This is a genomic window from Entomomonas sp. E7T21 (genome assembly GCF_058693955.1).
Genome location: NZ_CP191672.1, coordinates 2,302,049 through 2,318,371, shown reverse-complemented (window position 1 = coordinate 2,318,371; position 16,323 = coordinate 2,302,049). Strand labels below are relative to the sequence as shown.

Genomic DNA, 16,323 nt, shown 5'->3' with positions numbered 1-16,323 from the left:
ATAACACAATGATGTTAAAAATAAATAAAGACCTTACCTTAGAACAATTAGACAGCTGGGGAACAGTGATTGATTTAGGGTCTGAATTAATCGAAGGTGATGGTAAAGCCTATGGTAAATTCACCTTAGGTAATCCAGAGTTACCATCAAGTGGTGGTTATTTTGGAGTGACTAAAAGTGTTTTTCGTATGACTTATCCTTTTTCTGAGCAGGCTACTATTGTTAAAGGTCAAGTGACTTTAACCAATGAAGATACGGGTGAAAAGTGGACTTTTAAAGAAGGTGAAAGTTGGATTGTAGAGAAAGGTACTAAGGTACTGTGGGAGGTAAATTCTGATTACTTTATTAAGCATTATTTCTCAGCAAATTAGTTTAATAAGGTCAAATAAGTTATAGCACGTTCAAATTAATAATCAATGATTACTATATGGCATGGAAAATGGAGTTTTCATGCTTGTAGTAAGCAATAACACTATCAAAATAATAAAGTTAATTGAGGTAAGAAACGTGGGAAACAAGCGCATATATTTAGCTACATTAGTAGCTTTAGGGTTGTTCTGTGCACCATTACAAGCTTATACCTTGTATAAAGATGATCAAACAAATTTAAATGCAGATGTACAAGCTGTATTTGGAATGTTTAACAGCAGAAAGAATTATGATGGTAGATCAGGAGGATCTACTTGGCGAGAAGGTTTTATTAAATATGGTGTTAATGGTGATCATCGTTTTACTAACTCTATGCAAATCTATGGTACGTTAAACTGGGTTAGTTCTGCTACTTGGGGCGATGGTGATGCTGCAGGTAATACAATAGGTGATGAGCGGATCACTAAAATAGAAGATGTGTTTATTGGTTGGCGATCAGGCAATATTTTCACTGCATTAGGCGATGATGGAGTTGATGTGTCCTTTGGTCGTCAAGTAATTACTATTGGAGATGGTTTTTTAATTAATGATGATGGGCCTAATTTAGGCAAGGGTCCTATGGATGGTAAGTTAAATCGAGGCGGAGCTTATTATCTGGCAGCAAGACATGCTTTTGACAAGACAGCTGTAGTACGTTTGGGAGGCCAAAAGGGTTTGCGTAGTGATTTGATTTGGTTAAAGTCAGACAATAGAGCACAAGCTAATACAGGACTGTTAATAGGTACTTTGGAATATGTAGTGGATCTAGGTACATTAGGTTTTACTTATATTCATGGTCGTAATGTAGATAAAAAATATGCTTCTGATATGCAGTTAGCAAGGGATGGCATGAATGTTTACAGTATTAGAGGCGTTGGTAATTTAGGGATTCATAAAGACCTTAATCTGTCCTTTGAGTATGCTAAGCAACATAAGGATAGGTATACAGATGGTCAAAAAATATCAGGTAAGGATAATGAAACTGCTTGGTATGCAGAAGCTGGTTGGACTTTTTCAGAAGTACCTTGGTCTCCTAATATAAGTTATCGCTATAGTCGCTATTCATCACAGTGGGATTCATTATTTAATGGTCTTAGTAGAGGTTATGGAACTTGGTTTCAAGGCGAGGTGGCAGCAAATTACGCAGGGCCATATAACTCAAATACAAGTATTCAGCATGTGGCATTTAAAGTAACGCCTTTGGAAAATGTAACAGTAGGGGCACTTTATTTTGATTTTAATACCTTACATAAGAAAAATAATCTTAATTTAGATGCACAAGAGTTAGATTTATTTGTGGATTGGGCGGTTAATGATCATTTAGTCATATCGCCCTTAATTGGCTTATATAATCCTAAAAAATCGGAGAAGAATGGCGGTAATCAAGTAAGTAGTAGTGGTACAAACGTCTATAGTCAATTAGTAATGGCAGTTTCCTTTTAAAAAGTATAAATAGTAGGTTAATTAATATAAGTGGAGTTATTTTTATAATAAAAAGATTTTTAAGTTTAAATTAAAGTAACAATGAGATTATCTAAAAAAGTAGTGTTTATCTGACTATAAATACTAGGCTTGTTGTAGTAAATCAGTAAACGTAGTATTTTTTTAAGATATTCTGAATTCAGATAACATGAATAATATTGTTAGTTTAATAGTTGAGTAGCTTATGCGATTTACTCTAAGTTTTAGTTTGGTTGTGTTTAGCTTAATTATAGCCGCTGGTTGTTTATGGGTAGCTAGTTATTTAGCTTGGTATTGGGCAATATTAGCTATTTTTCTGTTTGCCCATATTAATAATATGCCCTTCTCTATAATGCATGAAGCAGCACACGGTGTAGCCGCTAACTCTAAATTAGGTAATCGTATTATTGGAGTGATGAGTAGTTGGGCTTATCCCACTTCATTTTTATTACAAAAACAAGCACATCAAGGACATCATGAACGTAATAGGACAGATTTAGATCTTTATGATTATTATTTGCCCCATCAGTCTAAATTCAGACGCAATATAATTCTATATGGTGGTAATTTATTAGGCTTATATTATGTTTGTGTAGTATTTAGTAACTTCGTTTATTTGATTGCTAGTGGTTTTTATCGATCAGCTTTTTTTAAAAAGAAAGTAGCTACTAATTTAGAGTGCAGCCATTATATAGCAGATATTTCTAAACTACCTAGTTTACAGGTATGGTGTGAGATAGCTCTTTCTTTTGGTTATCAGGCTTTATTAGTTTGGGTTTTAGATTTAACCTTTTGGGGTTATGTGCTTTGTATGTACGCATTTGCATTACATTGGTCTGTTTTGCAATATGCGGATCATGCGTGGAGTAGTCGGGATATTAAAAATGGCGCATGGAATCTAAAGGTGTTACCTATTTTTCGTTGGCTTGCTTTAAATTATCACTATCATTTAGCTCACCACCAACATCCTACAGTGCCTTGGTATGATTTACCTAAGTATGTAGATAAGCAAGAATTACAACCTAGTTTTTGGCGAGTATATTTTACCTTGTGGAGAGGGGTGCGCCCAGCTCCACCTATGGGCGCTGCTGCCGACTTAGACTTTCTTTTTCCGGAATATAAAGAAACCAAGTAATAAGCCTAAAATTAAGCCACCTGCTAAACCTCCAATTAACATTTTATTAATTGCAGCAGAGGCTTCATCTAAAATAGGGTTATTTAAGAAGTCTGTACCCATATGCATGGTTCTAATTTTCCATGCACCATCTTCTAATGCAACAGTGGCTGTCCAACGAGTTTTTATATTATAGATTCTACCATCGCTTAGGGTATATTGTTCATGTCCACTACCGTAAGAGATACCCCATGTTTTATCAGGTGAAATCTCTGTGAGTTGATCAGGCGTAAATTGTATGGTTAGTTTTTTCAGAAATTTGTCTGAACCAAACCATGAGCGCATATAAGGTATTATAGCTTCTCTACCATTGATAAATTCTTGTGTAACAGGTGTGGCTCGCATGTCTTTACTAAGTACAGGTAGCATCTTGTCATAGTCACCTGTATTAATCGCTTCAGTAACTGTTTTTAATACTTGTCTTAATTCATCATGAATTGCATTATCTTGCTCCTCTGCCATTATATTAAAACTAATTAACACCAGTAGAGCGGCAATAATCTTTTTCATAGTATCTTCCTATAATCATATGAACTAATAATGACAGACTAAATCCTGTAATTACATCTAATAAATGATGTTGATGCACTAGTATTGTAGAGCTAGTTAAGCCGATTAACCATAAATAAAATAGGTAACTTAAATATTTTTTGGTGTTTGCTGTAATAATAAAAACAATAGTAGCAGAATAAACGACATGCAATGATGGTACAAGATTATAAGGATGGTCTAGATTAAATAGTTGGCTATATAATAGATGATACAAGGGCTGCTCTGGAATAGTTCTTGTGAATCCCAAATGGCAGGGTATTAAAAGAAAAATAAAAGCAGCAATTATAGTAGCTATGATTAATTCTATAGCTAATCGTTTTAATGCCGTAGTATTTAATACAAATACAGGTATTAAGAGTACTAAATACATAGAAAAATAAGGCCAAATAAAACTAGCAACAAAAGGAATTTGTAATTCAAAGGGTAAGTAGAGGCCAAAAGTATGTTGTCTTTCACTGGCATACCAGTTTAACAATGGATATAACCCAAAAAAAGCAATACCAACCAATGTTCCCCACATAAGAAAAATTTTAAGACGTTGGCTGATGGGTTCTAGTGTATATTTAAGAAGGTTCAATGTTTACTTTTAAAGTTAAATTAATAATTTATTATAATAATTTTAATTGTGAAAATAAAAGCATATTAATTGAAATTAAGTTTTAAATAAGGAAGTAGATATATAAATGTAAAATAAGTGCATATGTTAAAGTTAAAGTATCAAGTGTGTTAGACTGACAAAGATAATTATTAGAGTGATTGAGACTTTTAAGAAAATGAATTATCAGGCCTACTTTCAAACAGTAAACTCCATTACTGCTAGTAAAAAGCAACAAATGGCCGCTATTTATTTTCAATATTATCAAGGTAGCGATTTAGAGCGTTTTTACCAAGATTTAGACAATAAAAATGAAGTGCTTTTTCTAGAGCAGCAAGGGCAGATGGTTGGCTTTACAACCATAGAGTTTTATTCTTTTCAGCAAAAAATGATTGTTTATTCAGGTGATACTATTGTAATGCCTGAGCATTGGCAACAACAGTCATTGCATTCTGCTTGGATTCAACGGATGGGTAAATTAAAGCAAGATAACCCTACGACTCCCATCTATTGGTTTTTATTAGTGAAAGGCTATAGAACTTATAAATACTTAATTGTATTCGCAAAGAGTTTCTATCCACATTGGGATGGATTACAACCAGAATTAAAACAATTGGCTGATCAGTTAGCAGTAGCTAAGTTTGTAGAGCTTTATAATGTGCGGACAGGGGTTGTGGAGTGTCCTAGTGAGTATGGCTATTTAAAAGAGGATTTGACGGATATTGCATCCCATGAGCAACAAAAAAAGTCGAGTCAATTTTTCCTTAGTAAAAATCCTTATTATTATAAAGGCCATGAGTTAGTTTGTTTATGTGAGCTAAGTGCTGATAATTTACAGAGTCGTGCTCAAAAACTATTTTTAGATACTAATATTGAGTACCGAAATGAATAATCCTTGGCAACATTTTGCTCAATATTTAGCGCCAATAGCGCAGTCCACAGTTGTTGTACAACAGCAGTGGTTAGCACAATGTTTAACCCATAATCAGCACTCTGTTTATGGTCAGCAATATCAATTTGCTAGTATTAATAATATAGCGGAATATCAAGCACGTGTTCCTATTACTAATTATGAAATGCTATATCCTTGGATTGAAAAATTATTACGAGGTGAAACTAATCAATTATTTAATGGTGAGGTAATCGCTTTTGAAAGGACAGGTGGTAGTCATAGTGGCGGTAAGCTATTTCCCTATTCAGCAAGAGGTTTAGATGACTTTCGGAGAGCTGTGTTAAATTGGTTAGCAGAGTTAATTGCTCAATATAAAATTACTAAAGGTAAAGTGTATTGGGCACTTAGTCCTGCTACTGCAGAGCCACAGGCCACAGCAAAGGGAGTAGCTATTGGCGGCGGTGATGTGCTTTATTTAGGGCATGAAAATCTAGCCGCTTTTATGGCACTATCTGCTGTTCCTTTTTCTGTTGGACAGGTAAGTAATGTAGAGGATTGGCAATTATTAACACTCTATTATTTATTACGTAGTGATGATGTAACGGTTATTTCCATTTGGAGCCCTAGCTTCCTTATCCAGTTATTAAAGGCTTTACAACAGCAACAGAATAAGCTTTTAGATTTATTAAATAATGGTGGTATGGTTGCTAACCATGTCTTAGCAAAAGATATAGAGGCTGCTCAGCGTTTACAGCAGTATTTAAGTCAACAACAAACACAAATATTATGGCCTGATTTAGTAGTAATAAGTTGTTGGGCTGATGCGTCTTCGGCTATGCAGGCCAAAGTGTTAGCAGATTATTTTCCTTATACAAAGATACAACCTAAAGGCTTATTATCCACCGAAGCTGTAATCACAGTACCTAATCAGCTAAACGAAACCCTGCTTTGTACAGCAAGTAATTTTTATGAGTTTTTAGATGAGCAGGGAAAAATACATTTAGCTCATGAGCTAGAAGTACAACAGAGTTATCAGGTAATAGTTACTACTAATAGTGGACTTTATCGTTATGACACCACTGATATAGTCACTTGTTTAGGCTATCAGCAAGATAGGCCTATTGTTAAGTTTATAGGACGAGCAGGCGTTGTTTCTGACTTAGTGGGTGAAAAATTAACAGAAAGTTTTGTTAATCATTGCTTAGCACCACTTAAAGGGTTTGCAATGCTTTGCACAAACAAACCAGAATGTAGTTATATTCTGTTAACAGATCAAAATTATTTTGACGAGAATAAACATATACTAACAATTATTGAGCAAGCGCTATGCAATAATCCACAATATGATTATGCTAGGAAGTTACAGCAACTGGCACCACTAACGTATAAAGCAATTGATGCGCCCAATAAGCAGTATTTAACGTGGCAATTAGCTAAGGGTAAACGATTAGGTGATATAAAGATTCCAGCTCTGTTTTTGGGAGACTGGAGAAAAGTATTTCAAGTGTAGGTAATAAACAATGGAAGTAAAATATAACAACGATCGCAAAATGAAATTGGTACTAATTTCTCCAAAAGGGCCGTTATATCGTAAGAGTGGTGGGATTTTTAAAAAATCCTTACGTTACCAACCGTTGACTTTAACAACCTTAGCCGCACTAACACCCAAAGAGTTACCTATTGAAATTACCTTGATAGATGAAGGTATTATGGAAATACCTGCTGATTTACAAGCGGATTTAATAGGTATAACAGCCATTACTGGAACAGTAATAAGAGCTTATGAGTTGGCAGATCAATTTAGGGCAAAAGGCATTAAAGTATTATTAGGTGGCCCTCATATTACTTTAATGCCAGAGGAAGCGACTGAACATGCGGATGCTATTTGTATAGGCTATGCAGAGAAAACATGGCCGCAACTCATTTATGATTTTTTTGCTGATAAATTACAACCTGTTTATAAACAAAGTGAATGTTTTGACTTAAGTAACAATACATTACCTTTCCCTGAAAGAGAACGTTTTGATAGTAAATACTTTCTAACTCAGGCCGTATTTGAAGCGACTCGCTCTTGTGGTCATGACTGTGAGTTTTGTGTGGCACCTACTGCATGGGGGCGTAAGCAATATCAACATCCAGTGTCTTGGGTAGTAGAAGATATCCGCCAATTTGTAGCGAAAACAGGCAAACGAAAGCTTATTTTTGTTGATTTAAATTTAGTATCAGATCTTGAATATGCTAAAGAGTTATTTACCGCACTTATTCCATTAAAAATCCAATGGTTTGGTCTATCAACTGTATTAATTGCTCATAATAATGAATTAATGGAGTTAATGGCTAAGAGTGGTTGTAAAGGATTATTGCTAGGCTTAGAAACTGTTACTACTGGTAGTTTAGGGGATGCAGGCAAGAAATTTAATTCTTCAGTTAACTATAAAGAATTAATAGGTACATTACATAAATTAGGTATCTCTATTCAAGGTTGTTTTGTCTTTGGATTAGATCATGATACGTTAGATACCTTTGATGCAACCGTAGAGTTAGCCATAGATGCATGCATTGATTTACCACGTTTTTCTGTATTAACACCTTTTCCAGCAACACCTCTTTATAAAAGATTAGAGCAAGAAAATCGCATTTTAACGAAAGATTGGTCACTCTATGATGCACAACATGTTGTATTTGAACCAAAGTTAATGACCGTGCAACAGTTATCAGATGGGCATGAAAGGGCTTGGAAGAAGATATATCAATATAAAAATATTTTTAAACGCTTATGGGGGGCGCGTAATTTCCAATCTTTAGCATTAACAGCTAACTTGGGTTATAGATTTTACGCACATAACCTGCATAAGTTTTATACCTGTGATTGGCCTATTGAGCGTAATCCTTCTAAAATTATTTTGCAAAGTAAATAACTATGCGGTTAACTTTTGTACATCCAGCTATTGGTCATCGTTTAGGTGAGTCTTATTTGCGTTCATGGCAAATGGAGCCTTTACCAATTGCTGCGTTAAAAGGGCTTACGCCTGATACTGTGGAAACACGTTTCTATGATGATCGATTAGAAAAAATTTCCTATGATGAAGCTACTGATGCTGTAGTTATTTCTGTAGAAACCTATACAGCTAAACGGGCTTATCAAATAGCCAGTGAGTATAGACAGCGTGGCGTACCTGTAGTTATGGGAGGTTTTCATGTTACCCTCGTACCAGAAGAGGCTAGCCGTTATGCTGATGCTATTATGGTGGGCGAGGCTGAAGGGAAATGGCTAGAGTTAATTGATGATTTACAACATCATACACTTAAACCTTTATATCAAGGTATTCAAACGGATCTTAGTGGTGTAAAAGTAGATAGAAGCCTTTTTAAAGGTAAGCGTTATTTACCTATTGGTTTAGTTGAAACAGGTCGAGGTTGTCGATTCCCTTGTGAATTTTGTGCTATCCAAACATTTTATCAACGCAGTTATCGTAGACGTGATCCTGACCAAGTATTAAAAGAACTAGCAGAGCAAAAGTGTAGCAAAAAGATCTTCTTTTTTGTGGATGATAATTTTGCAGGTAATATCCATGAAAGTAGGGTGTGGTTACCTGAGTTAGCCAAATTAAATATTCGTTGGATTACCCAAATGAGTATTAATGCCGCCCATGATGAAAGCTTTTTAAAAGAGCTTGCTCAGTCTGGTTGTAAAGGCGTGTTAATAGGTTTTGAGTCACTTAATGAAGATAATCTTAAGCTGATGAATAAACGCTTTAATACCATGAAAGGTGGCTTTTCTCAGGCATTAGCTAATTTAAGAAAATATGGTATAGCGGTTTATGGGACTTTTGTATTTGGTTATGATCATGATACTCAAGAATCCTTTAGTCAAGCAGTTGCTTTTGCTGAGCAAGAGGGTATGTACATTGCTGCTTTTAATCATATGACACCTTTTCCAGGTACGCCTCTTTATAAACGATTACAACAAGAAAATAGATTGCGCTATGAACATTGGTGGTTAGATGATAATTATCGTTATAATGAGGTGCCGTTTTATCCTACCCAATTAACACCTGAGCAAGTCACTACAGGTTGTGTAAGTGCTCGTAGAGATTTTTATAGTTGGCGCTCTATTTTTAAACGTAGTTGGAAAAATCGCAGCGACTTTTTTATGTTTCGTAATTTTTTCCCAATTAATGCGTTACACAGAAATGAAATCAGTTCACGGAATGGTTATCCACTAGGCGATGAAGCGTGGCAAGGTAAGTTGTTGGAGATTAAATGATTAATTTCCATGCTGTATCTGCAAATAACCAGCAACACTTTGTTAAATTGCTAGAAGAAAATGCGATGCAAGGTTGGGTGGATATGCTGATGACTCGCCAGCCAAATTATTTAAATAAGCAACATTATTTTGGTCAAGAATATCCAGTGTTGGCAGAACAAGAGGGAGTTTTTTTAGGTTGTTGTCAACTGACTAAACAACAGGGTTTTGTAAATGGTCAACGGGTAGACTTAGGCTATCTTAATAGTTTAAGAGTCAGCGAAAATTATAGAAATAAAATACGTGTACTGAAAGAGGGGTTTAGTTATCTTAAAAATTTTCTTAGCCCTCTTGCTTATTGCTATACCAGCATAGCCAGTGATAATAAAATAGCCCGTAGAATATTAGAAAAAGGTGTTGCAGGATTACCTAAATATCAATTATTAGGTGAGTTATCTACCTTTGTTATTGCTAAGACAAGGGCAAAGCATTTAGGATTATGGCAGAAAGTAGGGCAGTTACAAACTATTGTTGATTTTTATAATAAGCAGGCTAGCCAGTACCAGTTAGCTCCTTATTTAGCAGAAGATTGGCTAATAAAAGCCGATTTACCTGTATTAGGTTATTACCAGAATAATCAATTAAAGGGCTGTGCGGTATTGTGGAATCAACAATCATTTAAACAGATTATAGCTAGTCATTATCATCCTCTTATCAATCTTTTAAGACCTGTTTATAATGGTTATGCTAAGTTGACTAATAGACCTCAGTTACCAAAGCTTAAGCAAGTATTAGATCAAAGCTTTTTAAGTTTTTTTCAAGTGCAAGATCAACAAATGATCATACCTTTAATAAAAGATGCCTTACCTCATTGCCAAACTTCTTTATTAACATTCTCTTTAGCTGCTAATCATCCACAAGCTCACGCTATTATTGATACATTTAAACCATTGGTTTATAAAACGAGAATTTATGGGGTTGAATTAGTGGCTAGTCCAGTATGGGAAAAACAAATGCTTAATCCAGAAGCAGCTATTTTATGAAAATAGTATTATTAAGACCTAATATGGGTGATTATCGAGCAACTGATGCGATGCCACCATTAGCTATGGGCATATTAGCAGCCAGGGCTGAAGAACATGATATTCAGTTTTATGATGATCGTGTGGAGGTTATACCCACAGAATTAGAAGCAGATTTAATTGCTATTTCAGTAGAAACATTTACGGCTAGGCGCAGTTATCAATTAGCTGACTATTATAGAGAGCAAGGTATTAAAGTAGTGATGGGAGGTTATCATCCTACTTTCTTACCAGAAGAAGCCTTGCAACACGCTGATAGTATCATTGTTGGGGATGCTGAAGGCGCTTGGGAACAGTTATTAAAAGATTTTCAGCAAAATAAATTACAAACTATTTATTATGGTAATCATGATTTACCTTTAGATGATTATCGATTAGATCGTAGTATTTTTAAAGGTAAGAAATATGCACCTGTAGATTTAATTCAATATACTCGAGGTTGCCGTTTTACCTGTGACTTTTGTTCTATTCATGGTTTTTATAAAAATGGTGTAAGGGCTAGGCCAATAGCATATTTTAAAGAAGAATTAGTTACTTTAAAGCCCAATCGTTTTTTTCTGTTTGTGGATGATAATTTATTTGGTAATAGGTCTATTTTAGAAAGCTTGTTAACTATGTTAAAACCTTTGAAAAAACGTTGGGGTTGTCAGATTAGCATTGATGTGGCGAGAGATGAAACACTACTAGATCAATTGGCAGAGGCAGGTTGTCGTTTTGTGCTAATAGGCTTTGAAAGCCTTAATTCAGCCAACTTAAAGCAAATGGCAAAGCCTTGGAATAAAGTGGCTGGAGATTATGAAAAAGTAGTAAAGGCATTACATAATAGAGGTATTAATATTTATGGTACTTTTGTATTTGGTTATGATGAAGACACAGAGGATACGATAAAACAAAGTCTTGATTTCGCGTTAAGCAATAAGTTAGAAATAGCTAACTTTAATCCTCTTACTCCAACACCTAGTTCAGCGCTTTATAATAGATTACTAGCAGAAAAGAGGCTTATATCACCTGAGTGGTGGATTGATCCCAACTATTGCTATGGAAATCCAATTTTTCAACCTAAAAAAATGGCTGCTGAACAGCTAACAGAACTTTGTTTTGAAGCGAAAAAAACATTTTATAGCTATTCATCTATTGCTAATAGGTTATTTAGCTTTCAGAAAAAAACAAAATGGCTAGATAAAGGCGTAACCCTATTAGCCAATATTATTTCTCATCGAGAAATTATTAAAAAACAAGGCAAGCAATTAGGAGGGGTACAACATGAAACTTACCCTCATTAAGCCAACAATAGGGCGTAGAGAACATAGTTTATATGTTGATGAAGGACGTATGGAACCGCTAATGCTTGGTGTGTTAGCCGCGCTTACGCCTGATGATGTAGAAGTAGTAATGTATGATGATAGAATGGAATCTATCCCCTATGATGAGCCAACCGATCTAGTGGCTATTACTTTAGAAACTTATACTGCTCGCCGTGCCTATGAGATAGCGAGTGAGTATCGGCAACGGGGAGTAAGGGTAATTATGGGGGGTATCCATGTTAGCCTATTACCAGAAGAAGTATTACAGCATGCAGACAGTATTTTCTTAGGTGATGCTGAAACATTATGGGCAACCATGATAGAAGATGCTCGCCACAATAAATTAAAACCTCGTTATGAAGCACCTGTTGGTGTAGGGCAGGTCAATCATTGTGGTGATAAATTGATTGCAAGACGAGATATTTATCAAGGTAAAGGATATTTGCCTATTTCTCTTATGCAGTTTTCTCGTGGTTGTCGTTTTGCCTGTAAGTTTTGTGCAGTAAGCCAATATTTTGGAGGTAATTACTATTTACGACAAATAGATGAAGTGGTTAGAGAAATAGCCAGTCAAAACCGTAAATTTATTTTTTTTATTGATGATAATATCGCTACCGATCATAAAGCATTGGCAGAACTATGCCATGCGTTAATTCCCTTAAAAATTAATTGGATTAGCCAAGCTAGTTTAGATGTTACGAAAAATCCTCAATTAATGAAGCTAATGCAACAAAGTGGTTGTTGGGGCAATGTAATGGGCTTTGAATCTATCAACCCATTGAGTTTAAGGGATGCAAAGAAATCGCCTAATATAAAAGATTTTAACCATTATTTGCAGGAGATTAAAGTTCTTCGAGATCATGGTATGCAGACATGGGCAGCTTTTACTTTAGGGTATGATCATGATACTGTTGAGAGCATTGAGCAAACAGTAGAGTTTGCGTTAAAAAATCGTTTTGCATTTGCTGCTTATAATATTCTTATGCCTTATCCAAATACACCGCTTTATAGTCAACTACAGCAAGAAGGGCGTTTATTATTTGATGATAAATGGTGGTTACATCCTGAATATCGCTTTAACCAAGCAGCCTATATTCCTAAGTTAATGACACCAGAGCAACTAACAAAAGCCTGTCATGATGCCCGTAGTCATTTTAATAGTATCCCTTCGATTATAAGACGCTTTTCTGATTTAAGAGTCACTGTGCAATCAATGAGCCGAGTTCTTTCTTTTTGGCGTTATACTTTTTTATTTAGAAAAGAAGTCTATAAAAAACATGGTATGAAGTTTGGTCTTAAATGAAAAAATTATTACATATTTATCCCTATCTAGCTGCATGTTTACTATCTCCATTAGCAGCCTATTTATGGTGGCAAGAATACCAAAACTTATTTCAAATGTTATTAGCATGGCTTATCCCCGTATTATGGGCTTATATTGTGCCTGGTGTGGGTACTAATATTTGTAAAGTGTGGGAAGTTAAGTCTAAATTTAATATAGGGCGTTTTCGTATTCAACATGGATTTGTATTTGGTAGTGCCACTGCGTTACTTTCATGGTTAACTCATCAATATACAGCACAAACGATATTAGATATATTTGTCTCTGCATTAATACTTTGTTCAGTGATAGGTTTTTGGAATATTCTTTATGATATTGTGGCCATTAAAGCGGGTATTTTATTTGTATATAACGAACCTTGGGCAAATAATAAAGAAGCAGAAACTATAGTACTTGATTATGCCCCTTGGATTTTTGGTGGGTTTGGTTTTTGTTATGGTTTAATGATAAGTAGCTATGAATATATAGTCTATTGTTATGGACAGCAAAGTTATTTATTTTCTACTGTGTTTTTCATTATAGGTTTATGTTGTTGTATTGTTATTCCTGTATTAGGTGTGATGAATTATTCTTATAAAAAATATGGTCACACAGGCACTAAGCCTATTATTCATAATAGTAAGATTTTAAAATAGAGAAAAATCTTTTTTTCTCTATCAAACTTTTATTTAATATAACTAGACTAAGATATTAGAGTAATTTTTTAAAAAAGTTATTATGATTTAATAGCTTACATTGTATAAATAGAAGTTCTTTGTAAGTAATAGCGTCAAAAAATAAGAGTCCATATGCGTTATTTCTTTTTAGGTGATTGTCATGAAAATCAATTCTATGATTTTAGCAAGCTTAGTGTTAGGTTCTATTAGTTATGTAAATGCGGCAGGTACAATTTCTGGTCAGTTGGATGTCAGAATTACGATAGGTCAAGGATGTTCAATTACTCATGGTGGTGGTATTGGTACTTATAACCAGTTTGGTACACTGGATTTTGGTGTGCAAACAAATTTAAGTACAGCTGTTGATGCGAAGGCTTCTGGAGCAGGTGGGGCTAATACAGTTGGTGTTATATGTTCTCCTGCATTACCTTATACAGTCGCTGTAGATAATGGTGTTAATGCAACTGGTTCACAACGTCAAATGCGTAATCAAACCACAGGATTAACAAATAATTATATTGCCTATAATCTTTACCAAGACTCTGCTCGAGCCACTGCATGGGTCTCTGGAACACCTGTTAGCCGTGCAGGTACAGGTTTGGCTCAATCTCTAGACTTCTATGGTCGAGTTCCTGTTGTAACACCAGCCCCTGCCGCAGGTACTTATACTGACGCTGTTGCTGTAACTGTTAGTTGGTAGGGAGATGAGAGTAAGTAATCGTATTAGTATATTAGTAATAGGGTTACTTACTAGCATTGTTGGATATTCAGCAACTAAAACTGCCGTAATTAATATCAACGCTAATGTTGTTGCTGCTTGTGAGGTAGGTTCAACGAGTACAGGCGGAAGTATATCTTTCGGTATGCTTGATTTTGGATATGTATCTGATCTTAGTACGAGTGTTGCTGTTGTTGGCCAAGCTAACAGTGGTGGTATTCGTATTAAGTGTAGTAATAATACACCTTATATTGTTTATATGAGTTCAGGGCTAAATAGTCAAAGTACAACTGTACGTTATTTAAGTAATGGTTCTACAGCAGTTAGGTATAACCTATATATTGATTCTGCTCATACAGTGGTTTGGGATGATATTAAAGGCCTTTCGGGCACTAGTAATGGTCAAGAAACTTGGTTACCTATTTATGGATTTATACCTCAACAATCAGTATCTGAAGTAGGTATTTATACAGATAGAGTGAGTGTGACTATTACCTATTAATATTAGGACTTACATGAAGTATAAAATAAAAAAAATATTTTATATTGTTTGTGGAGTGTTAGGGTTAACTTCTGTGGTATTGGCTGATACAGGAGTTGACGATAAAACTGTTTCACAGTCTTTTAAAGTACAAGCAGAAATTATAAAGGGATGTTTATTAGGTAGTGGTGGTTCAGATACCAGTAGTTTTGGAACTATAAGTTTTGGAAACGTATCATTACTTAACCAAAATAAGGACGTTATATCAAGCAATAATGCAGGTTCAATTATTGTTAAATGTACGCCTGGCATTAATGTAACTATCAGTTTGAGTAGTGGTGTTAATAATAGTGGTTCTATTGCTAATGGACGCTTATTAAAAAATACAAATACGAATGAGATATTAAGTTACCAGCTATTTCAGGATGCTAATTTCAGTAGTATCTGGGGTAACGGTAGTAATGGTGGTAGTAGTAAAACAATTAGCTCCAGTGGTACAACAGAATCTTATCCTATATATGCTCGTTTATTGGCAGCTTCTACCATGCCAAGTGTAGGGACATATACAGATACTGTAACAGTCACAATAAGTTATTAATAAATCATTGTCGTGAGATGAATAGATAATTATGAAAATAATACAAGCGTATAACAATAAAATTGAATACATGATTTTTATTTTATTGATGGGGTTTTACAGTAATATTTTTGCCGCTAGTTCAATTTTAATTTGGCCACTTGGTCCAACTATTGAGGATACAGATAAAGCTACTTCTTTATGGATACAGAATAATGATAAACAATCTGTTTTTTTACAAATTCGTGTATTGAAATGGCAACAACAAGATGGTGAGGAGTCATTAGTTGAGCAAACAGAAATTGTTGCTAGTCCTCCAGTGGCTGAAGTACAACCAGATAAAAAACAATTAATAAGATTAGTTAAAAGTATTAATATTCCTGCCAATACCGAGAATGCTTATCGTGTTTTAATTGATGAAATTCCAAGGGCTGATATTAAGTCAGAAAATATAAGTCAGGGTTATGGTGTTGCATTTCAAATGCGTTATTCTGTACCTTTGTTTGTACAAGGAAATAATATTTGGACAAATCAGGATTATAGAAAGCCACGTGATATTAATAAGGCCACATTACCTGTTTTAGATTATAAGATACAAAATAAAGAAGGTAAATCTTGGTTAGTTATTACGAATAAAGGGCAAGTTCATGCACGACTTGCCAAAGTGTTCTTTAAACAAAATAACCAAGTGTATACTGTAAGTGATGGATTATTAGGTTATGTTTTGCCTAATCGTTCTATGTCTTTTCCTATTCCTGCCAACGTTAAAGCAGCAGGAACATTATTTGCTAATATTAATGAAATGCCAAACCCAATTACTATAAATCATCAATAG

17 protein-coding genes are annotated in these 16,323 nt (G+C 34.8%); 15 read left to right on the top strand and 2 right to left on the bottom strand.

All coding sequences use genetic code 11. The features are described 5' to 3' along the window. The first annotated feature begins 8 nt into the window (after positions 1–8). From ACQVD9_RS11000 to ACQVD9_RS10990, 3 genes are all read left to right on the top strand, one after another. Positions 9–371 (top strand): cupin domain-containing protein, encoded by a 363-nt coding sequence (locus ACQVD9_RS11000; protein WP_264745999.1) that lies wholly within the window; start codon positions 9–11, stop codon positions 369–371. 79 nt (positions 372–450) lie between these two features. After that, entirely contained in the window at positions 451–1,851 is a 1,401-nt protein-coding gene (locus ACQVD9_RS10995; RefSeq protein ID WP_413774154.1) for an alginate export family protein, read from the top strand. 223 nt (positions 1,852–2,074) lie between these two features. Then, a complete protein-coding gene (locus tag ACQVD9_RS10990) occupies positions 2,075–3,004 on the top strand; it encodes a fatty acid desaturase family protein (protein WP_264745997.1) in 930 nt (309 codons plus the stop codon). Here the strand turns inward: ACQVD9_RS10990 and ACQVD9_RS10985 are convergent. After that, on the bottom strand, positions 2,966–3,553 hold the full coding sequence (locus tag ACQVD9_RS10985; RefSeq protein ID WP_264745996.1) for a YybH family protein: 588 nt from the start codon (positions 3,551–3,553) through the stop codon (positions 2,966–2,968). The two genes, ACQVD9_RS10990 and ACQVD9_RS10985, sit on opposite strands and share 39 nt — an antisense overlap. Further along, positions 3,516–4,115: a phosphatase PAP2 family protein gene (locus ACQVD9_RS10980; protein ID WP_264745995.1), complete on the bottom strand. Its 600-nt coding sequence runs from the start codon at positions 4,113–4,115 to the stop codon at positions 3,516–3,518. The genes ACQVD9_RS10985 and ACQVD9_RS10980 overlap by 38 nt, the downstream gene beginning before the upstream one ends. Before the next feature lie 232 nt (positions 4,116–4,347). On the opposite strand from ACQVD9_RS10980, the gene ACQVD9_RS10975 reads away from it, so the two are divergent. From ACQVD9_RS10975 to ACQVD9_RS10920, 12 genes are all read left to right on the top strand, one after another. After that, a complete protein-coding gene (locus ACQVD9_RS10975; RefSeq protein ID WP_264745994.1) occupies positions 4,348–5,082 on the top strand; it encodes a hypothetical protein in 735 nt (244 codons plus the stop codon). Further along, complete coding sequence (locus ACQVD9_RS10970) at positions 5,075–6,592, top strand: GH3 auxin-responsive promoter family protein (protein WP_264745993.1); 1,518 nt, start codon at positions 5,075–5,077, stop codon at positions 6,590–6,592. The genes ACQVD9_RS10975 and ACQVD9_RS10970 overlap by 8 nt, the downstream gene beginning before the upstream one ends. A gap of 40 nt (positions 6,593–6,632) precedes the next feature. After that, positions 6,633–8,000: a B12-binding domain-containing radical SAM protein gene (locus ACQVD9_RS10965; RefSeq protein WP_264745992.1), complete on the top strand. Its 1,368-nt coding sequence runs from the start codon at positions 6,633–6,635 to the stop codon at positions 7,998–8,000. A 2-nt stretch (positions 8,001–8,002) separates the two neighbouring features. Beyond that, positions 8,003–9,349, top strand: a complete 1,347-nt coding sequence (locus ACQVD9_RS10960) for a B12-binding domain-containing radical SAM protein (RefSeq protein WP_264745991.1) — start codon at positions 8,003–8,005, stop codon at positions 9,347–9,349. Then, a complete protein-coding gene (locus ACQVD9_RS10955; RefSeq protein ID WP_264745990.1) occupies positions 9,346–10,371 on the top strand; it encodes a hypothetical protein in 1,026 nt (341 codons plus the stop codon). Before ACQVD9_RS10960 ends, ACQVD9_RS10955 begins: the two co-directional genes overlap by 4 nt. Further along, complete coding sequence (locus tag ACQVD9_RS10950) at positions 10,368–11,693, top strand: B12-binding domain-containing radical SAM protein (RefSeq protein WP_264745989.1); 1,326 nt, start codon at positions 10,368–10,370, stop codon at positions 11,691–11,693. The genes ACQVD9_RS10955 and ACQVD9_RS10950 overlap by 4 nt, the downstream gene beginning before the upstream one ends. Continuing rightward, positions 11,674–13,017: a B12-binding domain-containing radical SAM protein gene (locus tag ACQVD9_RS10945; RefSeq protein ID WP_264745988.1), complete on the top strand. Its 1,344-nt coding sequence runs from the start codon at positions 11,674–11,676 to the stop codon at positions 13,015–13,017. Before ACQVD9_RS10950 ends, ACQVD9_RS10945 begins: the two co-directional genes overlap by 20 nt. Then, positions 13,014–13,691 carry a hypothetical protein gene (locus ACQVD9_RS10940; RefSeq protein ID WP_264745987.1) on the top strand — a complete coding sequence of 226 codons (678 nt, stop codon included), beginning with the start codon at positions 13,014–13,016 and terminating at the stop codon, positions 13,689–13,691. The genes ACQVD9_RS10945 and ACQVD9_RS10940 overlap by 4 nt, the downstream gene beginning before the upstream one ends. Before the next feature lie 181 nt (positions 13,692–13,872). Further along, complete coding sequence (locus ACQVD9_RS10935; protein WP_264745986.1) at positions 13,873–14,412, top strand: Csu type fimbrial protein; 540 nt, start codon at positions 13,873–13,875, stop codon at positions 14,410–14,412. A 4-nt stretch (positions 14,413–14,416) separates the two neighbouring features. After that, positions 14,417–14,932, top strand: coding sequence for a Csu type fimbrial protein (locus tag ACQVD9_RS10930; RefSeq protein ID WP_264745985.1), 516 nt, complete (start codon positions 14,417–14,419; stop codon positions 14,930–14,932). A 13-nt stretch (positions 14,933–14,945) separates the two neighbouring features. After that, positions 14,946–15,509 (top strand): Csu type fimbrial protein, encoded by a 564-nt coding sequence (locus ACQVD9_RS10925; RefSeq protein ID WP_264745984.1) that lies wholly within the window; start codon positions 14,946–14,948, stop codon positions 15,507–15,509. 31 nt (positions 15,510–15,540) lie between these two features. Continuing rightward, positions 15,541–16,323, top strand: a complete 783-nt coding sequence (locus ACQVD9_RS10920; RefSeq protein WP_264745983.1) for a fimbrial biogenesis chaperone — start codon at positions 15,541–15,543, stop codon at positions 16,321–16,323.